The 17005-nt window shown below is 48.8% G+C and carries 24 protein-coding genes and 1 pseudogene; 5 read left to right on the top strand and 20 right to left on the bottom strand.

Going from position 1 to position 17005, the window contains the following annotated elements; genetic code table 11:
- Positions 1-819 (top strand): uracil-DNA glycosylase, encoded by an 819-nt coding sequence (locus tag ACPXXB_RS03760; protein WP_423909519.1) that lies wholly within the window; start codon positions 1-3, stop codon positions 817-819.
- 128 nt (positions 820-947) lie between these two features.
- Here ACPXXB_RS03760 and ACPXXB_RS03765 read toward each other — a convergent pair whose 3' ends face one another.
- Positions 948-1199: an integrase core domain-containing protein gene (locus ACPXXB_RS03765; protein WP_423909522.1), complete on the bottom strand. Its 252-nt coding sequence runs from the start codon at positions 1197-1199 to the stop codon at positions 948-950.
- A 94-nt stretch (positions 1200-1293) separates the two neighbouring features.
- On the opposite strand from ACPXXB_RS03765, the gene ACPXXB_RS03770 reads away from it, so the two are divergent.
- Complete coding sequence (locus ACPXXB_RS03770; protein ID WP_423909525.1) at positions 1294-1524, top strand: hypothetical protein; 231 nt, start codon at positions 1294-1296, stop codon at positions 1522-1524.
- Between the two features lie 123 nt (positions 1525-1647).
- Complete coding sequence (locus ACPXXB_RS03775; protein ID WP_423909528.1) at positions 1648-1899, top strand: hypothetical protein; 252 nt, start codon at positions 1648-1650, stop codon at positions 1897-1899.
- Between the two features lie 488 nt (positions 1900-2387).
- Here ACPXXB_RS03775 and ACPXXB_RS03780 read toward each other — a convergent pair whose 3' ends face one another.
- The 3 genes from ACPXXB_RS03780 to ACPXXB_RS03790 all read right to left on the bottom strand — a co-directional run bounded on the left by ACPXXB_RS03780 (position 2388) and on the right by ACPXXB_RS03790 (position 4034).
- Positions 2388-3107, bottom strand: coding sequence for a hypothetical protein (locus ACPXXB_RS03780; RefSeq protein WP_423909530.1), 720 nt, complete (start codon positions 3105-3107; stop codon positions 2388-2390).
- 184 nt (positions 3108-3291) lie between these two features.
- On the bottom strand, positions 3292-3552 hold the full coding sequence (locus ACPXXB_RS03785; RefSeq protein ID WP_423909532.1) for a LysM peptidoglycan-binding domain-containing protein: 261 nt from the start codon (positions 3550-3552) through the stop codon (positions 3292-3294).
- Complete coding sequence (locus ACPXXB_RS03790; protein WP_423909535.1) at positions 3549-4034, bottom strand: hypothetical protein; 486 nt, start codon at positions 4032-4034, stop codon at positions 3549-3551. The genes ACPXXB_RS03785 and ACPXXB_RS03790 overlap by 4 nt, the downstream gene beginning before the upstream one ends.
- Positions 4035-4121: 87 nt before the next feature.
- On the opposite strand from ACPXXB_RS03790, the pseudogene ACPXXB_RS03795 reads away from it, so the two are divergent.
- Positions 4122-4830, top strand: a pseudogene (locus ACPXXB_RS03795) (IS30 family transposase).
- 180 nt (positions 4831-5010) lie between these two features.
- On the opposite strand, the gene ACPXXB_RS03800 reads toward ACPXXB_RS03795, so the two are convergent.
- The 16 genes from ACPXXB_RS03800 to ACPXXB_RS03875 all read right to left on the bottom strand — a co-directional run bounded on the left by ACPXXB_RS03800 (position 5011) and on the right by ACPXXB_RS03875 (position 14824).
- Positions 5011-5361, bottom strand: a complete 351-nt coding sequence (locus ACPXXB_RS03800; protein ID WP_423909537.1) for a hypothetical protein — start codon at positions 5359-5361, stop codon at positions 5011-5013.
- Positions 5362-5363: 2 nt separating this feature from the next.
- Entirely contained in the window at positions 5364-5876 is a 513-nt protein-coding gene (locus ACPXXB_RS03805; RefSeq protein WP_423909540.1) for a DNA-deoxyinosine glycosylase, read from the bottom strand.
- On the bottom strand, positions 5848-6237 hold the full coding sequence (locus tag ACPXXB_RS03810; RefSeq protein ID WP_423909543.1) for a VOC family protein: 390 nt from the start codon (positions 6235-6237) through the stop codon (positions 5848-5850). Before ACPXXB_RS03810 ends, ACPXXB_RS03805 begins: the two co-directional genes overlap by 29 nt.
- Before the next feature lie 55 nt (positions 6238-6292).
- Complete coding sequence (locus ACPXXB_RS03815; RefSeq protein ID WP_423909546.1) at positions 6293-6691, bottom strand: cupin domain-containing protein; 399 nt, start codon at positions 6689-6691, stop codon at positions 6293-6295.
- Positions 6692-6762: 71 nt separating this feature from the next.
- Positions 6763-7113 (bottom strand): rhodanese-like domain-containing protein, encoded by a 351-nt coding sequence (locus tag ACPXXB_RS03820; RefSeq protein WP_423909549.1) that lies wholly within the window; start codon positions 7111-7113, stop codon positions 6763-6765.
- A gap of 74 nt (positions 7114-7187) precedes the next feature.
- Positions 7188-7499: a Grx4 family monothiol glutaredoxin gene (gene grxD, locus ACPXXB_RS03825; protein WP_423909551.1), complete on the bottom strand. Its 312-nt coding sequence runs from the start codon at positions 7497-7499 to the stop codon at positions 7188-7190.
- Between the two features lie 67 nt (positions 7500-7566).
- A complete protein-coding gene (locus ACPXXB_RS03830) occupies positions 7567-7794 on the bottom strand; it encodes a BolA family protein (protein WP_423909554.1) in 228 nt (75 codons plus the stop codon).
- A gap of 96 nt (positions 7795-7890) precedes the next feature.
- Positions 7891-8235 carry an STAS domain-containing protein gene (locus ACPXXB_RS03835; protein WP_423909557.1) on the bottom strand — a complete coding sequence of 115 codons (345 nt, stop codon included), beginning with the start codon at positions 8233-8235 and terminating at the stop codon, positions 7891-7893.
- 2 nt (positions 8236-8237) lie between these two features.
- Positions 8238-8891, bottom strand: coding sequence for an MlaC/ttg2D family ABC transporter substrate-binding protein (locus ACPXXB_RS03840; RefSeq protein WP_423909559.1), 654 nt, complete (start codon positions 8889-8891; stop codon positions 8238-8240).
- Between the two features lie 15 nt (positions 8892-8906).
- Complete coding sequence (mlaD, locus tag ACPXXB_RS03845; protein ID WP_423909562.1) at positions 8907-9413, bottom strand: outer membrane lipid asymmetry maintenance protein MlaD; 507 nt, start codon at positions 9411-9413, stop codon at positions 8907-8909.
- Between the two features lie 2 nt (positions 9414-9415).
- Entirely contained in the window at positions 9416-10195 is a 780-nt protein-coding gene (gene mlaE / locus ACPXXB_RS03850; RefSeq protein WP_423909564.1) for a lipid asymmetry maintenance ABC transporter permease subunit MlaE, read from the bottom strand.
- 13 nt (positions 10196-10208) lie between these two features.
- Positions 10209-11042 (bottom strand): ABC transporter ATP-binding protein, encoded by an 834-nt coding sequence (locus ACPXXB_RS03855; RefSeq protein ID WP_423909566.1) that lies wholly within the window; start codon positions 11040-11042, stop codon positions 10209-10211.
- 75 nt (positions 11043-11117) lie between these two features.
- Entirely contained in the window at positions 11118-11438 is a 321-nt protein-coding gene (locus ACPXXB_RS03860; RefSeq protein ID WP_423909568.1) for a hypothetical protein, read from the bottom strand.
- Between the two features lie 53 nt (positions 11439-11491).
- Complete coding sequence (dxs, locus tag ACPXXB_RS03865) at positions 11492-13459, bottom strand: 1-deoxy-D-xylulose-5-phosphate synthase (protein ID WP_423909570.1); 1968 nt, start codon at positions 13457-13459, stop codon at positions 11492-11494.
- Positions 13459-14364, bottom strand: a complete 906-nt coding sequence (locus ACPXXB_RS03870; RefSeq protein ID WP_423909571.1) for a polyprenyl synthetase family protein — start codon at positions 14362-14364, stop codon at positions 13459-13461. The genes dxs and ACPXXB_RS03870 overlap by 1 nt, the downstream gene beginning before the upstream one ends.
- Positions 14365-14548: 184 nt before the next feature.
- Entirely contained in the window at positions 14549-14824 is a 276-nt protein-coding gene (locus ACPXXB_RS03875) for an exodeoxyribonuclease VII small subunit (RefSeq protein WP_423909573.1), read from the bottom strand.
- A 229-nt stretch (positions 14825-15053) separates the two neighbouring features.
- On the opposite strand from ACPXXB_RS03875, the gene parE reads away from it, so the two are divergent.
- Positions 15054-16994 (top strand): DNA topoisomerase IV subunit B, encoded by a 1941-nt coding sequence (gene parE / locus ACPXXB_RS03880; protein ID WP_423910936.1) that lies wholly within the window; start codon positions 15054-15056, stop codon positions 16992-16994.
- The last annotated feature ends 11 nt before the right edge of the window (positions 16995-17005 follow it).

The raw sequence follows: 17005 nt of genomic DNA on the forward strand, positions 1-17005 counted from the left end.
ATGCCTGACCTTGACTACCGCCAGTTGGAGATTCTCGATAAAATGGGCATCGACATCTGGCGGCTCAGGCATCGGCAATCCGGCGAAAACGCCGCCCAGGCTGATAATCTGGCTGATAATTTGGCTGATAATCCGGCCGATGATCGGATTGATGATGATGCAGAGGCGGATAGCAAAAGCGTGGAACAGTTAATTGAACCAAAAAGCGCCATTGCGCTTGAAAGGCAACCAGAATTGACCGTGGATGCCCTGAATACCCTGGACAACGTGGCCATGGAAATTAACCGTTGCCAGCGTTGTCAACTGCACGCCACCCGGATTAAAGCGGTTCCAGGGGTCGGGAGTCTTCAAGCGCAATGGATGTTCATCGGCGAAGCGCCGGGACAAAATGAGGATCAACAGGGCTTGCCTTTCGTCGGCCGGGCCGGTCAATTACTCGATGCCATGATCGCCGCATTGCGGATGCAGCGCTCCGGTGTATTTATTGCTAACGTGATTAAATGTCGCCCACCGGCTAATCGAGACCCCGTGCCCGAGGAAATAGCCGAGTGTGAGCCTTATTTACACCGTCAATTAGCGTTGGTTAAACCGAAAGTAATTGTTGCATTGGGTCGGATCAGCGCCCAGGCATTGCTAAAAACCAGTGAATCTCTTGGCAGTCTCCGAGGAAAAGTGCATCAGTATGGGCCGTCAAATACGCCGTTGGTGATTACCTATCATCCTGCGTATTTGTTGCGGAGCCCCCAGCAAAAATCGAAATCGTGGGAAGATTTGTTGTTGGCCAAGTCTGTCGTCGATTCCATTTTACACGAAAATTAATATATCCAGTGTAACGACGATAGGTTTCAGCCAAACAACGACCGAGCCTTCAGTGATTTCGGATGGTTCGGTCGCTCTGCCCCAAGAGTGAACTTCAGATTCAATCCGCAACAGATGAGAACATCAGTTTAACTGAAGAAGCAGGAATGTACAAAATACTGTATAAGTCCACCCTCATTGGTGCTCGGGTTGATTATGGATGAGGAAGTTGCAGGAGATCGCAAGCCGAGGCTATGATGAGGCAGGACAGTGTTGCAGTCGAGTAGCCAGTCGGCCAGTTTGTGGTTAAAGCCGGCCAGGTCATGGAACAGTTCATCCTCGTGATAATCGCCGAACTGCTCTTGGATGGTGCGGTTGAAGCACTCGGCGCAGGGGTTCATTTTGTTCGCATCATCCCTGATACGAATCCGCTTCGCGGACTAGGCGCCATTTCGCTCCCGGCGAAATGGCGGGCGAGCGGGGATAAGTCCGCCAGTGGGTCATGCCGTGGGCATCGAGGCGTTGCTGGAAGCGTCATATGAACTCCGAGCCGTTATCGGAGCGGATGAAGCGCGGCGGTTTTGGCAGCCGTTGGCACAGCGCGTCAAAGGCGATAGCGAAGCGGGAGTGAGGGTCGATGAAAGTGAACAGGTGCGGCGTAGGCCATCGCGCAGGCCATCGCGCAGGCGCACCACGGTATCGCAGGCGAACACTTCAAGCGGCTGATGTTTGAAGCCTTTGGCCTTGCGGGTTTTGCGTTTGCGTTTGCGTTTGTGTTTGAGCGGTTTGTGGTGGCCGCGGGCACTCAGTCTGGTGGGGGTGTGGCGCATTTTGTTTGAGTCGCGGGCGATGATGCGGCCGATGGCGGAGACGCTGGGCTGTGCGATGTCTTGCTGCCTGCACCAGGGTCGCAGCAAAACCCGCAGTTTGGCTTTGCCGAGGTTGGGGAATTTCTCTCGCAGCCAGCGGATTTGCCGCACCAGCATCGGTGGCACTTGTGGCTGTCGCCGGCGCTTGAGGGCGCAGGATTTGGCAGTCAGGGCGGCCGGGTCGCCGCTGGCTTGGCGCACTGTTTCCAGCGATACCGGGTTGTGCGGCTGACATTGAAGGCATCACAAGCAGCCGCTGTGCCATGTTGGTTGAAGAAACCGAGGATTTTGAGGCGTTGTTGAGCATGTTTGGAAGTCCTCTCCCAAAGATGCCCTAAAGCAGCTACCCGATAAAAGCCTTTGTTCGGTATCCGATGTGTTGATGTTGCATGGCTCTCCTTCTGCATCGGAGCGCCAAAGGTATCTGAGCTTATACAAATACCAAAAATGAGCGTGGGTGGTTTTTCATCACGCCCGCGATATACGGATTGTCTGAAATTAGAATCAGCCGATAATCGAGTTGGTGTTAGCCCAAAGCGGCAATGTCCCCTTTTGACTTCAGGGGGGCAGGATGATTGGGTTACTAAACCGGCGGTCTGGGCATTCAACGGAGTTTCTGTAACCCCAAATGTTATAGATGAAGGCGGGGAATGATTATCCAGAGTTTCACTGAATACTGTTCGGTTGAAACAAACAGATTCGACATGTATCTGCCATGGTTTATGGTGAAATATGATTGAGGATTATAGTAGGAAAATCTTCGGCGTTAATTTCGACTGAACGCGCTTTTACGGTTTGTGTTATGGATATTGCACCGACAGTATTCCCGTTTATACTATTGATGCGTATGCCACTGTTGCTGGCAGAGAGGTCGTTAGGAACCAACGATTCTCTCAAATTTAACTGTTGAATGATGATTCCCGTATAACGATTCGCCTTCATGTAATTAACCGCCTGGACATTGCCCGCAGGCGTGGTTGCCGTTTTAGTCAATGCTATGGATGTCGCTGTAACGGTTTGTGTTGCATCGCCAATATAGTCATCTGCGTAGGCATAATTAATGGCTTGAACGTTGTCGCTACCCGTTATATCTTGAGTTAGTGTCGCGGTGTTAAAATTTTCAGCGGTTTGTTCTAACTGAACTATCGAGGGGACGGAAGCGAGATTGATTGTCTGCACATTTGAATTTGTGGCAGATCCGCTTTGCGTTAAAGTGACATTAGCGTTGGCAAAGTTGGTTGTTTGCGTAACAGAGGATAACGGATCGTCCGGTCCAAGTACGCTACCGTTAACCGCTTGGCGGGAAGAAGTTGCATTTTGTTGGGACATGCTAAACGTCGGAGGGGATACGCTGGCGGTTTGCACAACCGTCCAGTCGGCAGCGGTCACGCTTTGAGATGCCGGAACTAAAATCAGCAGTAAAACAATTGTCTTACGCATGTCTATTCATTCATTTTGCTTCAAAAAGTATGCTTGCCAAGGTAACCTTTTTCGCCGGTAATGTTCTCCAATTTAACACTTATTTTTTAGCTATATCTTTTTCGGTATAAGGCCCTAGCCAGACTTGCGTAGCCTTTTTCCTGCATGGCTTTGCACTACCTTATAGTTGGCTTCGTATCCCGCGCTACTCAGCAGTTTGGACACGTACCACAACATTCCTGCTCTTAGCGAATATACCCACGACAACTTGCCCGCCCGCCTTGCCATCATTGGTCCGAGCAGACAGCCCTTTGGCATCGTCGATAATTGGAATTTCAATAATCTGGCCCGGGTAAATAAGGTCTGGATTTGCCGGATCCTTGAATTTATCAACATTGGCAATATACAGACGAGGCCACTGGCTCACATCGCCATACACGAAATCATAACCGGCAATCTTGCTCAAAGACTCCACATTTGTAACGACAATTTCACTTTATATTGATTTGGCGTTGCCTTGTCGGCGACTGCGGGCTCAGTGATATTGCTCGGTGTCGTCTGAGTGCTTGAGTTCTCCGCCGCTAATTCTTCCGGCGCAGCCAAGGTCTGTGGCGCTGGCAAGAGTTTGGGGGTTGCCAGTTGTTGTGCGGCGTGCACCGTTTCGACTTTTACATCGGTGTTTGAAAATCCATAATAATAATCGTCGATAGCAACCCGAAAACGAGCCGTTTTACTATTGCTGTAAAATTTCAAATCAAACCCTTCGGTGCCCACTACCGTATTTGTTTTTGGGTCGATAATATTCACCACTAAAATTATCGATCTTTCCGAGCCCGAATTGCCAATATCAACGGAAGCAGATTTTTCATTATTAGTATCACCCCGATACCCGGCATTTTGTCCATAACCTTTTGAACGGATATGTGAACTATCGTAACTTGAATTCAACTAGCAAGTGCAATTCCACAGTGTTGGAAGAGGCAATCTGCGGTAACATCGTGGCTTTCTCGAACCAACGAAGCAGGAGGAGCGCCGATGAGATACACACAGCTTACCCAAGAGGAACGATACCGGATTTATGCCTTCAAGCAAACCGGTTATAGCCAAACCGAGGTGGCGGCGATAGTGGGCCGCGATAAAGGGACGATCAGCCGCGAACTCCGGCGAACTCCGGCGCAATCAGGGCTTGAAGGGCTACCGGCCCCGGCAGGCTCACCAGCTGGCGCTGTCGCGGCGTTGCGACAAGGCGCAGTCGCGTATCAGCAGCCTGGTCTGGCGGCAAGTCGAAGCGTTGCTGCGCAAAGATGTGGCGCCAGGAGCAGATCGTAGATCGGCTTGAGATGGAGCAAGGCGTCGGCGTCAGCCACGAGTGGATTTATCAACAGGTCTATGCGGACAAGCGTTCAGGCGCAGCCGACCGATGCGGCGTCATTCCCGACCGAACATCGATCGATGAGCGCCCGGCCGTGGTCGATGCCCGGCGCGCCGCATCGGCGATTGGGAGGGCGACACAATGATCGGCAAAGGCCATCTCGGCGCCTTGGTGACGCTGGTCGAGCGCAAGTCCCGCCACGCCATTATCCGCGCAGTTCTGCGCAAGACCGCCGAGACCGTGCGCAACGCCGAAATCAAGCATGCCATGGATAAACTTAACCACCGCCCAAGAAAGACCTTGGGCTTTCGCACTCTCCATGATGTCTTTTTTAATACCAAGACTTTGTTAACTGTTTCGCTTACGAGTTGAATCCACGTATTGATAAATATCATCCTGATCAGTTTCAGATATAGATACAGAACGATCCATTGTTAGTGTTTTTTCTGATAATCCTGAAAAACAATTTTATTGGGAATGTCGATGAGCAGGTGTCCGTTTGTGCACAAGTCAACTTGTTACTTGTCCGCTTTAATTGCTTGGTGAGGTTTTTCAAAACTGCGGCTTAAAGCCTCTGTGAATAAAAGCTTCTCTCGGTTTGTGGACAGCAATTGCTCGCTCGGATAGTTTGCGTGCTTCAAACCTGATTCCGAACATTTCGAGGCTAATCATTCCCGTAGTGCCGTTCACTAAAAAATCCAATACATACCCTCTCCTTACCAAACCTGTGCGACTAAGATCCATGCTATCCCAATCAATCGGCTGTCCGGTCACACCAACAAATGGCGCCTCGTAACCACCTTCAGTGCGGTCCATTTCTTTGATATCAAAATATAATCCGATGGCAATCAACAGAACCAACGAAACCCCTGTAATTGCAAAAATATTTATAACTGTTTTCATGTCTATATCGCTCGCCTAACCTCGCAAATAGCTGACCACTCCAGCAATTTTACATCAAACGACATATGAGCCATTGCCGGGCTTGTTGAGGGAAGCCTGGAATACTCGATGTCTTTTGTTTTAACAGATAGTTTTGGCAGCACTCTTTTGCAATATTCTTTTTCTGCCTTTGTGCCATTGAAAAACACCTGCCTTATGTTTGGGTGACTACGATAAAAAGAAACAAAATCGTTTTCTATTATAGTGCTGTTAATTATCGCTGAATCAAGACTGCCTTGCCGTTCACAAGATTGCATGACATCCCATAACGCAATTTTATTATTTTTTAATATTTCCGTTCTTTCTTCGTAGATTGCGGCGCGCTCAAACTTCAATAATCTCCCCATTATTTTCCAAAATGCGTTGCGGGGATTTCCGTAGTATTGTTTTTTTCTCAACGATTCCTCGCTAGGCATGGTACCCAAAATCAGAACCGTTGCCCGTGCATCAGCAATCGGCGGGAATCCTTCTTTCACGCGCTTGGTTTTTATCTGACCACACCGCATACTCATTGCCGTTGGGGTCAGCAAAGTGGAAGCGACGACCGCCTGGAAAAGAAAATATGGGTTTTACGATTGAGCCGCCAGCACTCTCGATTTTAGCTTGGGTTTGCTCCAAGTCTTTACTGTAAAAAACGATGAGGGCACTACCGCTTTCGGCAGAAGTCGCCAAGTCGGCCTGAAAAAAGCCGCCGTCAATACCTTGATTGGAGAAAGTCGTATATGCCGGGCCATAGTCTATGAACGACCAACCGAATACGGTTGCAAAAAAGTCTTTGGCAGATTCAATATCTTTAGCAGGAAACTCGACGTAGTTGATTTTCTCGTGTTCATTCATTGTTTTGTCCTGCTGCTCTTGTCCTTAATGCCGCATAACGACCAAGCTCACCGGGTTAGCTGCTCGACGGCATATCTTCTGCATCGATGCCCGGCACGTAAGTGATGCCGGCCCGTTGCTTCCAATCGGCCGGGGAGGCCGCGTAGAAAATAATACACTTCTGATCGCACTCATATTTAACATGATTATCCTTGGGGACATACATCAAATCACCGCGATTGAGCACATAGTCAACCTCATCGACGACCAGACGAAACGTGCCTTCAAGACAATAAATGAGTTCGTCGCAGGTTAAATCCCAAGGCACTGAGATTTGATTCAGGCAATTTATCCCGCCGCACATTGAGTCGCTGTGCTCGGTCGTCACAAACGGTTTTATAAAAGTGCCGTTAGCGGGCAAGTTGTCAATTCGATCTTGAATATCTGAAATTTTAAAAACGCTCGGCGCGGTCATCTGTTGCTCTCCAAATTATAATGCGGTTGATGTGGTTCGCAATCGAAATCCGAATCCTGCAACGGACTTCGTTACCCAAAAACTTTCTTTATATCCTCAAATTTTGCGGTGATGGCGTGTACGTGGGTGTAACCCATTTGATTCAGGGTCAGGGCGGCGAGTGATGCGCGTCCGCCGCCGCCGCAGTGGGTTAAAATTACCGTTTCAGGGTCAGGGCAAAGTGATGGAACTTTCATTTCGATCAATCCGCGCGATATATTTGCGGAGTCGGTCAGTTTGGATTGAGCGGCGCTGCCGGCCTCTCGAACATCAATGATTACGACATTCTCGGTTTCATCGTATAGTGATTTGGCGGATGCCACATTGAGACAAGATATCTGTGTTTGCGCTTCTGAGATGAGTTGGCCAGCGGTTTTAATCATGGTCATTCCTGACGATAGGGCAGGCGAATTCTATAAAGGAGTCGCCTGTCCATCTAAAGTTGTCTGCTGAAATTTTATTTTTCAGGTTTCAATATTTGTTCCAGCTCACCGCTTTCATACAACTGGGTGACAATATCGCAGCCACCGACAAATTCGCCACGAACATAAAGCTGGGGAACAGTAGGCCAGTTTGAGTATTCTTTGATGCCTGCGCGTACCGCATCGTCAGCGAGCACATCTATCGATGCAAACCTGACATCGTAGGACTGGAGAATCTGAGTGGTGCGACCAGAAAATCCGCATTGGGGAAAATCGGGATTTCCTTTCATAAAGAGCACGATTTCATTGTTATCAATGATCTCTTTTAATTGTTCCTGAATTGACATAGTAGGAGCCTCTAAAAAATAGTCTATTTTATACGGTGGTCATTATATCCCGAAAGCAATCCTGAAATTATAATTCGGCCGGCGTCAGTGTTTTCATCGACAAGGCATGAATTTCGGATTTCATTTTATCTCCCAACGCACTGTACACCATTTTATGACGTTGAATCAGCGATTTTCCTTCAAAGTCCGGGCATATGATGATTGCTTCAAAATGCTGCCCGTCTCCATCAACGGTAACTTCACTGTTTTCCAAACCCAGGGAAATCCAGTTTTGTATATCTTGGGGTGCGATCATTGCCAATATCAATATAATTAAGTTCGAGTGATAAATCTAATTAGGACAACTTGGGGTCGATGCGCCATTAAAACAAGCCTTTCCATGGGCAAAATCTCAGGTCTGAAACAGTCGGGTTAAACCACCAATCTCGGCGATATCCAATAATTTTTTCGGAGGATTAGTAAAATTTAATGTGGATGCCGATGCTTTCGCACAGGTTTGCCAATACACCAGCAACGCCAACCCGGCGCTGTCAATTTCATCGATTTCCTGCAAATCCACCCGATACGCAGGCTCGGTAAATTCAGGGGTATTCATAAAAACCCGGGCGACTGATTCGGTAGTCAGTTTTCCAGCCAAACGAATATCTGTGCCGAGCGTGGTGATTGTTATTGCCATGGACGGCATGTATGTCGCGGGCGCAGGATGCGCAGGAGCGACCCCCATATTATTGTTCATGGCTAGTAATTTTTATCGTTATTTTCCTTCATGCCAGCAATCATTCCATCCAACCCTTCACGGTGTATGAGCGATTGAATGACCGCACGATAATTAAGCACCATATTCAAACTGCCGACCGTCAAGTTATAGATTTTCCATTGGTGACGGTCATCCCGGCGGTTATCCTGAATAAGGGAATAAACCACGGGTATTGACCCCTGTTCGCCGATGCTGACCGCGGTGTTTACCGTTCCAAATCTCACCCCTTTTTTCTCCTTAACGTCTGATTCGCCAAACTCGACGGTTTCATTGCCGGTGTATTGAAACAAGGCGGTGGCGTAGGTCACGATGAGCAATCTTTTGAATTCATCAGCAAACGCCTGGCGTTGTCGCGCGTTGGCTTTCTTCCAACTCTTCGCCAAAACCAACTTGGAGATATAGTCGAAGTCAAATAGCGGACTCGCTATCCGATTTACCAACTCAAATAAATCTCGGTTATTGCCCTCCAATTGATCTCGTTTTTTAGAAAATTCCTCAAGCAACGCGTTAACCGTTTTTTCCACGATGATTGCGGGATCATCGTTTGCATGAGCTTGCGGTGTGGCAAACAGCGTTAAAGAAATGGCGAATACAGCCAATAAATGCTGGATTTGAAACGAGTGTTTTTTGTTCATTAATTTTTCCTGTCTCTACTGCTCTTTGGCATTGTTTTTTGCCGGGTTTTTTTCCGGGTTTTTTGCCTGGTCTTGTCCTTGGCTAAACATGAATTGACTAATCAAGGATTCAAGTTGTATCGCTGATTGCGTTAATTCCAATGTATCTCCTTGCTCAAGGTAAATATCGGAAAATCCCGGCGACAGCCCGACAAATTGCGCGCCAAGCAAGCCTGATGTGAGAATGGATGCGCCGGTATCCACCGCCAGAGTATCGTATTGTTGGTCGATATCCAGCCCGACTACCGCCACATAATCTTCTTTGTCAATCCAGATACCGCCGACCCGGCCCACTCTGACACCGCCAATCATCACCGGCGCTTTTACGTTTAGTCCACCGATGTTGTCAAATCTGGCTTCCAGCCGATAGGATTTATTTGCACCGGTTCCCGCGGCGCTCACTTGCACCGCCAACATCACTATCGCGGCAATGCCAACGAGCATGAAAACACCAACCCATATCTCAATGCTTTTTCTTTGCATGGTTAAAAACCTCCAAACATTAGTGCAGTCAAAACATAATCACCGCCTAAAATGGCTAACGATGAAGTCACAACAGTTCGGGTAGTCGCCCGACTTACGCCCTCCGCAGTAGGCACCGCATGGTAACCTTCAAACAATGCCACCCAAACCACAATAAAACCAAAAACCAGGCTTTTGATTATCCCGTTCAATATATCATCGATCAAATCAACGCCGTTCTGCATTGAAGACCAATACACCCCGGCATCCAGGCCAAATTGACCATGCCCAATAAGATAGCCGCCCACTACGCCAATCGCGCTCAGCATAGCCGCCAGCAACGGCATGGCAATCAGGCCAGCGACAAATCGCGGCCCAATGACACGAATCATGGGATCGACTGCCATCATTTCCATCGCCGCTAGCTGCTCGGTGGCTTTCATCAGCCCAATTTCAGCGGTCAATGCCGAACCGGCCCTTCCAGCAAACAATAACGCCGCCAGTACTGGACCAAGTTCCCGAACCAGAAATAATGCCACCACCAAGCCCAAACTGGATTCTGCACTAAAAGCGACTAATTGATAATAGCCCTGCAAACCCAACACCATGCCGACGAATAATCCGGAAAACAGAATGATCAACATGGTTAATACGCCAATGGCGTAAAGCTGTTGAATAATCAACGAGCCTTTGGGCAAGCTATGCAACGCACCACGCATAGCCGACAGTAAAAACATGACTGCGGCCCCAAGTCGGGACACAAAGCTTATTCCCCATTGCCCAAGACTGGCAATTAGATTCATCGTGTCTTATTCATCATAATATCCGTGTATGTAGATCCGCCAAATAATCATTGGCCGGATAGTGGTAGCCCACCGGTCCATCGGGCAACCCATTCATAAATTGCTTGATTCCCGGTTGCTGGCTATTAGTCATCTGCTCCGCAGTACCCTGACCCGCAACCACTCCGTCATCCAGCAAATAAATATAGTCGGCAATACTGCACCCTTCCGCAACATCGTGAGTGACCACGACTGAGGTGATCCCCATCGCCTCATTCAGCTGGCGAATCAAATGCATAATCACCCCCTTGGAAATTGGATCAAGACCCACAAAAGGTTCATCATACATAATTAATGCAGGGTCAAGGGCGATCGCTCTGGCGAGAGAAACCCGTCGCACCATCCCTCCCGAAAGTTCAGACGGCATTAAATCCCGAGCGCCACGCAAACCGACCATTTCCAGTTTCATTATCACCAGTATCCGAATCAACTCTTCGGGTAAGTCGGTTTGCTCTCTGAATGGAAACGCGACATTGTCGAATACGCTTAAATCGGTCAACAGCGCACTATTTTGAAACAGCATACCCATTTTTCGACGCATTTTAAATAATGCCGGGCGGTTGCTCGCAGGAACCGGGGCATCGTCGAATATTAATTCACCCGAGTCTGCCTGCAATCTCCCGCCCAACAAACTCAAAAACGTGGATTTTCCACAACCACTGGGACCCATTATTACCGTTACCTTTCGGCGAGGAATAGTTAGATTTAAACCGCTATATACGTTGCGCTCATTGAATGAGAAATGAATGTTTTTAGCCTCAATAATCGGGTTATCGAAAAATCCAGATTCGGTAGCAGGATTGGTCATATCTGAAGTGTTATATTAACGATGATTGTTTGATAACATTTTATCAGATGCATAATCTAAGTGTTTGTAATTTAATCAGTATGCCTGATCTTTGCTGCGAGCAGGTTTACTCGATTTAAAAAGCAACAACAAAATCAAGATGCCAACGTAGGCAACCAGCACGAAAAATGTATGGACAATAATGTTGTCTCCACCGGTCAAATTGTAAGCGACGGGATATTGGGATTGCACATTCAATGTATCAAATATCCTGGAAGCCATTGTCTTCATTCCTTCATGTATGGTAAGCAAGTGATCGGGTATTGTGACCAGCATGATTATTTGTACAGTTAACCCAATTATCGACGCCAACACTACGCGGCCACCAAGAAATATAATTGTAGAGAGGCTATTCATGTTATTCGCTCCGTATTAACGTTAGCTGAACCCAGCAAAATTTTCGGGGAATATCAACTGACTGCGGTAATTGTTTTAGGCCACTGTGTTTTAGCCTGTTGTGTTTTAACCTGTTGTTGCGGCTCCGACATGATAGCCAACCTGGAAAGAATCTGCCGTTTAATTCCGTCGGCATCCAAACCGATGGCCGCGAGTTGTTGCTGTTGGCTGCCCTGATCAAGGTGTTTATCGGGAATGCCTAAATTCAAAATAGCGACCTGGCGATTATTTTTCGCCAGGCATTCGTTCACCGCAGATCCGGCGCCTCCCATCACGACATTCTCCTCGACCGTTACCAGCAATGAGCAGGCGTCTGCCAAGGTCAAAATCAATGGTTCATCCAACGGTTTAACAAAGCGCATGTTCACGACCGTAGCATCAAGCGCGTCACCGACCTCAACGGCGGGTGTCAGCATCGTCCCAAAGGCCAAAATTGCGACCGGTTTTATTTTTCCTTCAGTTGTTCGACGAACTTCCGCCTTACCAATAGTGAGTGCCCTCATCCTGGTTTTTTCCGCCACCCCGGGTCCGCCGCCGCCGCGCGGGTAGCGCACCGAGGCCGGTCCAACGTGTTGATAACCGGTATAGAGCATGTTGCGACATTCGGCCTCGTCTGCAGGGGCCATAACCACCATGCCGGGAATGCATCGGAGAAAGGAATAGTCGTAGGCGCCGGCGTGGGTAGCGCCATCGGCGCCGACCAGCCCGGCGCGATCAATGGCAAATAAAACATCCAGATTCTGGAGTGCGATATCGTGAATCAATTGATCGTAAGCGCGCTGTAAAAACGTGGAATAAATTGCCACTACAGGCTTTAATCCTTCGCATGCCAGCCCTGCGGCAAAGGTTAACGAATGTTGCTCGGCGATACCGACATCGAAGTATCGCTCCGGGAATTTATGAGAAAAACCAACCAGACCAGAACCTTCCCGCATGGCCGGCGTAATACCGATGAGTTTTTTATCCTGTGCTGCCATGTCGCACAACCAGTCGCTAAATACGTCGGTATAAGTTCGGCCCTTTTTCTTTTTTTCCATTTTCCCGGTATCAGGATTAAATGGCGTGACCCCATGAAACACGCAGGGATCTCCCTCAGCCGGTTCAAATCCTTTTCCCTTCTGCGTGACTACATGCAAAAATCGAGGGCCCTTCATTTTCCGCATATTTTTCAGCGTGGTCACCGCAGTCTGAAGATTGTGTCCATCAATGGGGCCGATGTAATAAAACCCGAGCTCCTCGAACAAAGTGCTCGGCATCACCATGCCCTTTAAATGCTCTTCCCAGCGTCGGGCATAGTTTTTGATCGGCGGCGGCAATGTGCTCAAAACCGTCTTGCTGCCTTCGCGCACCGTTGAATAAGCATGACCAGAAAGAATTCTGGCGAGGTAATTTGAAATGGCGCCGACATTCGGCGAAATGGACATTTCGTTGTCATTTAAAATAACCAGCAAGTTGGCATCAAGATCGCCGGCGTTGTTCAATGCTTCGAACGCCATTCCGCCAGTCAGCGCACCGTCGCCAATAATCGCGACGACTTCACGCTCGATGCCCGCTTGCCCGGCCGCCACCGCCATTCCCAGGGCCGCGCTGATGGAGGTGCTCGCATGTCCGGCGCCAAATGTGTCGTATTCACTTTCGCTGCGTTTCAAAAAGCCCGACAGCCCCTGGTATTGACGAATGGTATGGAAACGATCTCGACGGCCGGTTAAAATTTTATGGGGATAGGCTTGGTGACCAATATCCCATACCAAACGATCTTCAGGGGTGTTGAAAACGTAATGCAGGGCGATGGTCAACTCTATGGTGCCGAGCCCCGGGGCCAAATGACCGCCGGTTTGGGCGGTAATTTCAATCAAGTACTTTCTGAGCTCAAGCGCAAGCGGGATTAGTTGATCTCGATTCAGTTCTCTTAACTGGCTCGGCTCATCAATGCCAAATAATAAGGGATAGCGGGTGCTGCCGTCTGGCATCTGCTGGTTCATCAGTGGCTCCGGGTTACGACGAATTGTGCGAGTTGTTCAAGGAATCGGCCATTATCCCCTAAACCTTGGATCGATTCGATAGCTTGCCCGGATATTTTATTGGCCTGGGCTCTGGCCGCATCAACACCTAGCAATGAAATATAGGTTGCTTTATTCATTCTATGATCGGCGCTGCTGGATTTCCCTAAAGTCTCGCTATCCGCGGTATGGTCAAGTATATCGTCAGCTATTTGAAAGGCCAGCCCGATTGATGAGGCGTATTGCGCCAGTTTTTCCAACAACACCGAATCAATGCTCTGGGCCGTCAATCCGCCCATAGTGGCCGCGGCTTTTATCAATGCGCCGGTTTTAAGTCGATGAATTTGCACCAGCTCCTGGTATTCAACGGCCTTGCCTGTCGCTTCCATGTCTAACGCTTGACCACCGGCCATGCCCAATGAGCCAATGGCAAAGGCCAGCTCTTGTACCATATGCAGCCGTTGAATTGGCAAAATGTCATGCTCTTGATTCGATGCCAAAATTTCGAAAGCACGCGACTGTAAGGCATCCCCAACCAACACGGCAGTGGCCTCATCAAAAGCGATGTGGCAGGAAGCGCGTCCTCGCCGCAAATCATCATCGTCCATTGCCGGCAGATCATCGTGGACTAAAGAGTAAGCGTGCGCCATTTCTACAGCGCAGGCGGGGGTATCCAATTGTTCCAGATCCGCGCCGGCAACTTCACCGCAAGCATACACCAGCATTGCCCGCAAGCGTTTGCCGCCACCGAGGCACGCATATTCCATGGCCTGGTGTAGTCGTGCGGATGCTTTTGCTTGCTTGTTTAGCGGGTTGATTAGCCTGGATTGGAGTGCTTTTTCCGTGCGCTGGCTGTAACTCTCCCAAACAGATTCAAACTCACTCAACTAAACTTCACCCTTTTGCATAATATTATTAGATATACCCAAACCATAAGGGCATAAAGGGCACAAGCATTCTGTTTGTTTAAGGTTTGGTGTTTCGGTTATGCTCGTGCCGTTTCCTGTAAAGAGGACATGAGATAGGCGCATCCTCATTGTCAATCGAATGGACATCATCATCCCCGCCGCCCTATTCATCGTCCAGGTCATCTTCCAGGTCACCGTCCAGGTCATCTTCCAGAGGCTCAAGTTTATAGCTGCCGTGTTTTTTAACCAGTTTTTCCACTTTTTGTTGGGCCTGATCAAGACTTTTTTGACACTTTTCAGACAACGCCATACCACGCTCAAAATCCTTGAGCGTATCATCCAGGGTTTGCTCGCCTTGTTCCATCCTTTCAACTATTTTTTCCAGTTCTGCCAAGGATTTTTCAAAATCCGGCATTTTAGCGTTTTTAGATTGGGGCATTTTGTTCAGAAATGGGGGTTAATTTAATCCGGCTATAGTATCAAATTTGGCGTACTGATGGAGCGGTAATGGACTGGGCGAAAATCATCAGCGCGTTGAAATATCATTTTTTTAATCAATGCAAAAACAAATAATTGTGAATTTTTTGTCGGATTTTTTTAGCCCGCGATAAATCTGCGTTATCATCCCACACTAAAATTGCACCTCTATCTTAATGGCATCCATCTTAATGAGCAGTAATTACACCGCATCCGCCATCGAAGTACTCACAGGCATCGAACCTGTTCGCAAACGACCGGGTATGTACACTGACACCGAGCGGCCAAATCATCTCGCCCATGAGGTTATCGACAACAGTGTGGATGAAGCCATTGCCGGTCACGCGGACTCCATCGAAGTACAGTTACACCAGGACGGCTCGGTCACTGTTGCAGATAATGGCCGGGGAATGCCGGTTGACATACACCGGGAAGAAGGCGTTAGCGGCGTAGAATTAATCATGACCCGGCTTCATGCTGGCGGTAAATTTTCAGGGAAGCACTACCAGTACTCGGGCGGTTTGCACGGCGTTGGGGTTTCGGTGGTCAATGCATTATCAACCCGTCTGGAGGTCTGGATTCGTAGAAACGGCGAACAACACCATATTAGTTTCGCTAACGGCGAAAAAAAGACCGACCTCAAAGTTACCGAAAAAATCGCGAAAAAAGTGACCGGCACGACGATTCGTTTTCATCCGGATGCCGAGTATTTCGACTCATCCAAGTTTCATGTTGCCCGGCTGAAACGTGTATTGCGTGCAAAAGCGGTGCTCTGTCCGGGTTTATACGTCAGTTTTCTCGATGACAATAATGAACAGAACAACGAGAGCTGGCAATACCAAGAGGGGCTACAGCAATATCTTTGCGGTTATTTAGGGGATGCCGATCTGGTTCCGGCAACGCCATATATTGGAAGGTATCGGAGTAACGATGGCGAACCGGCCGGGAAATTGGCTGGGGAATTGGCCGGAAAATTGGCCGGGGAATTAGACTGGGCCGTTGCCTGGGTAACAGATGGCGGGGAATGCATCACAGAAAGCTACGTCAACCTGGTGCCCACGGTTCAGGGCGGCACCCACGTTACTGGATTCAGAAGCGGATTGACCGAAGCGATCCGGGCGTTCTGCGAATTTCGCGGTATGCTGCCGCGCGGCGTGAAATTAACCCCGGAAGACATCTGGGTGAACTGTACCTATATCCTCTCTACTCGTATCAATGAACCCCAGTTCAGTGGTCAAACCAAAGACAGATTATCCTCGCGGGAAACAACACCCATGGTCCAGGCAGCGGTGAGGGACGCTTTTGGGCTGTGGCTGAATCAGCATTTTAGCGATGCTGAAAAAATTGCCCAAATTGCCATCGACAATGCCCAGCGTCGATTGCGGGCCGGCAAACGGGTGCAACGCAAAAAAATTACCAGCGGTCCGGCGTTGCCCGGAAAACTCGCGGATTGCACCAGCGATGATCTGGAAATGACCGAATTATTTTTAGTGGAGGGTGATTCGGCCGGCGGGTCGGCAAAACAAGCTCGCGACCGGATATTTCAAGCAGTGATGCCGTTGCGGGGAAAGATTCTTAATACTTGGGAAGTGATATCCACCGAGGTTCTGGCCTCTCAAGAAGTGCATGACATTGCGGTCGCATTAGGCGTCGATCCGGGATTCGATGATTTATCAGGACTTCGGTACGGCCGAATTTGTATTTTAGCCGATGCGGATTCTGACGGCGCCCATATTGCTGCCTTGCTGTGCGCGCTTTTCCTGCGCCATTTTCCAGCGTTAGTAGAAGCCGGCAGAGTATGTATCGCTATGCCGCCACTGTTTCGGATCGACGTTGCCAAAAAGGTTTACTATGCGCTGGACGAATCAGATAAAAACGCGATTCTCGAACATATTGAATCCGAAAAAATCCGTGGAAAAGTCAATATACAGCGATTCAAGGGGCTCGGCGAAATGAATCCTCTTCAGCTCCGGGAAACCACAATGAATCCTTCTACCCGTAGTTTGCTGCAACTCGAAGTGAAACGTGGCGACGGCACGCACTCATTGATGGACATGCTGCTTGCTAAAAAGCGGGCTGCCGATCGAAAATCCTGGCTCAACGACAAAGGCGATAAGGCGGATATTTCCTAAAACACTGAAAA

It is taken from the genome of Candidatus Spongiihabitans sp. (genome assembly GCF_965237845.1).
Taxonomy (GTDB): Bacteria; Pseudomonadota; Gammaproteobacteria; order Arenicellales; family Poriferihabitantaceae; genus Spongiihabitans.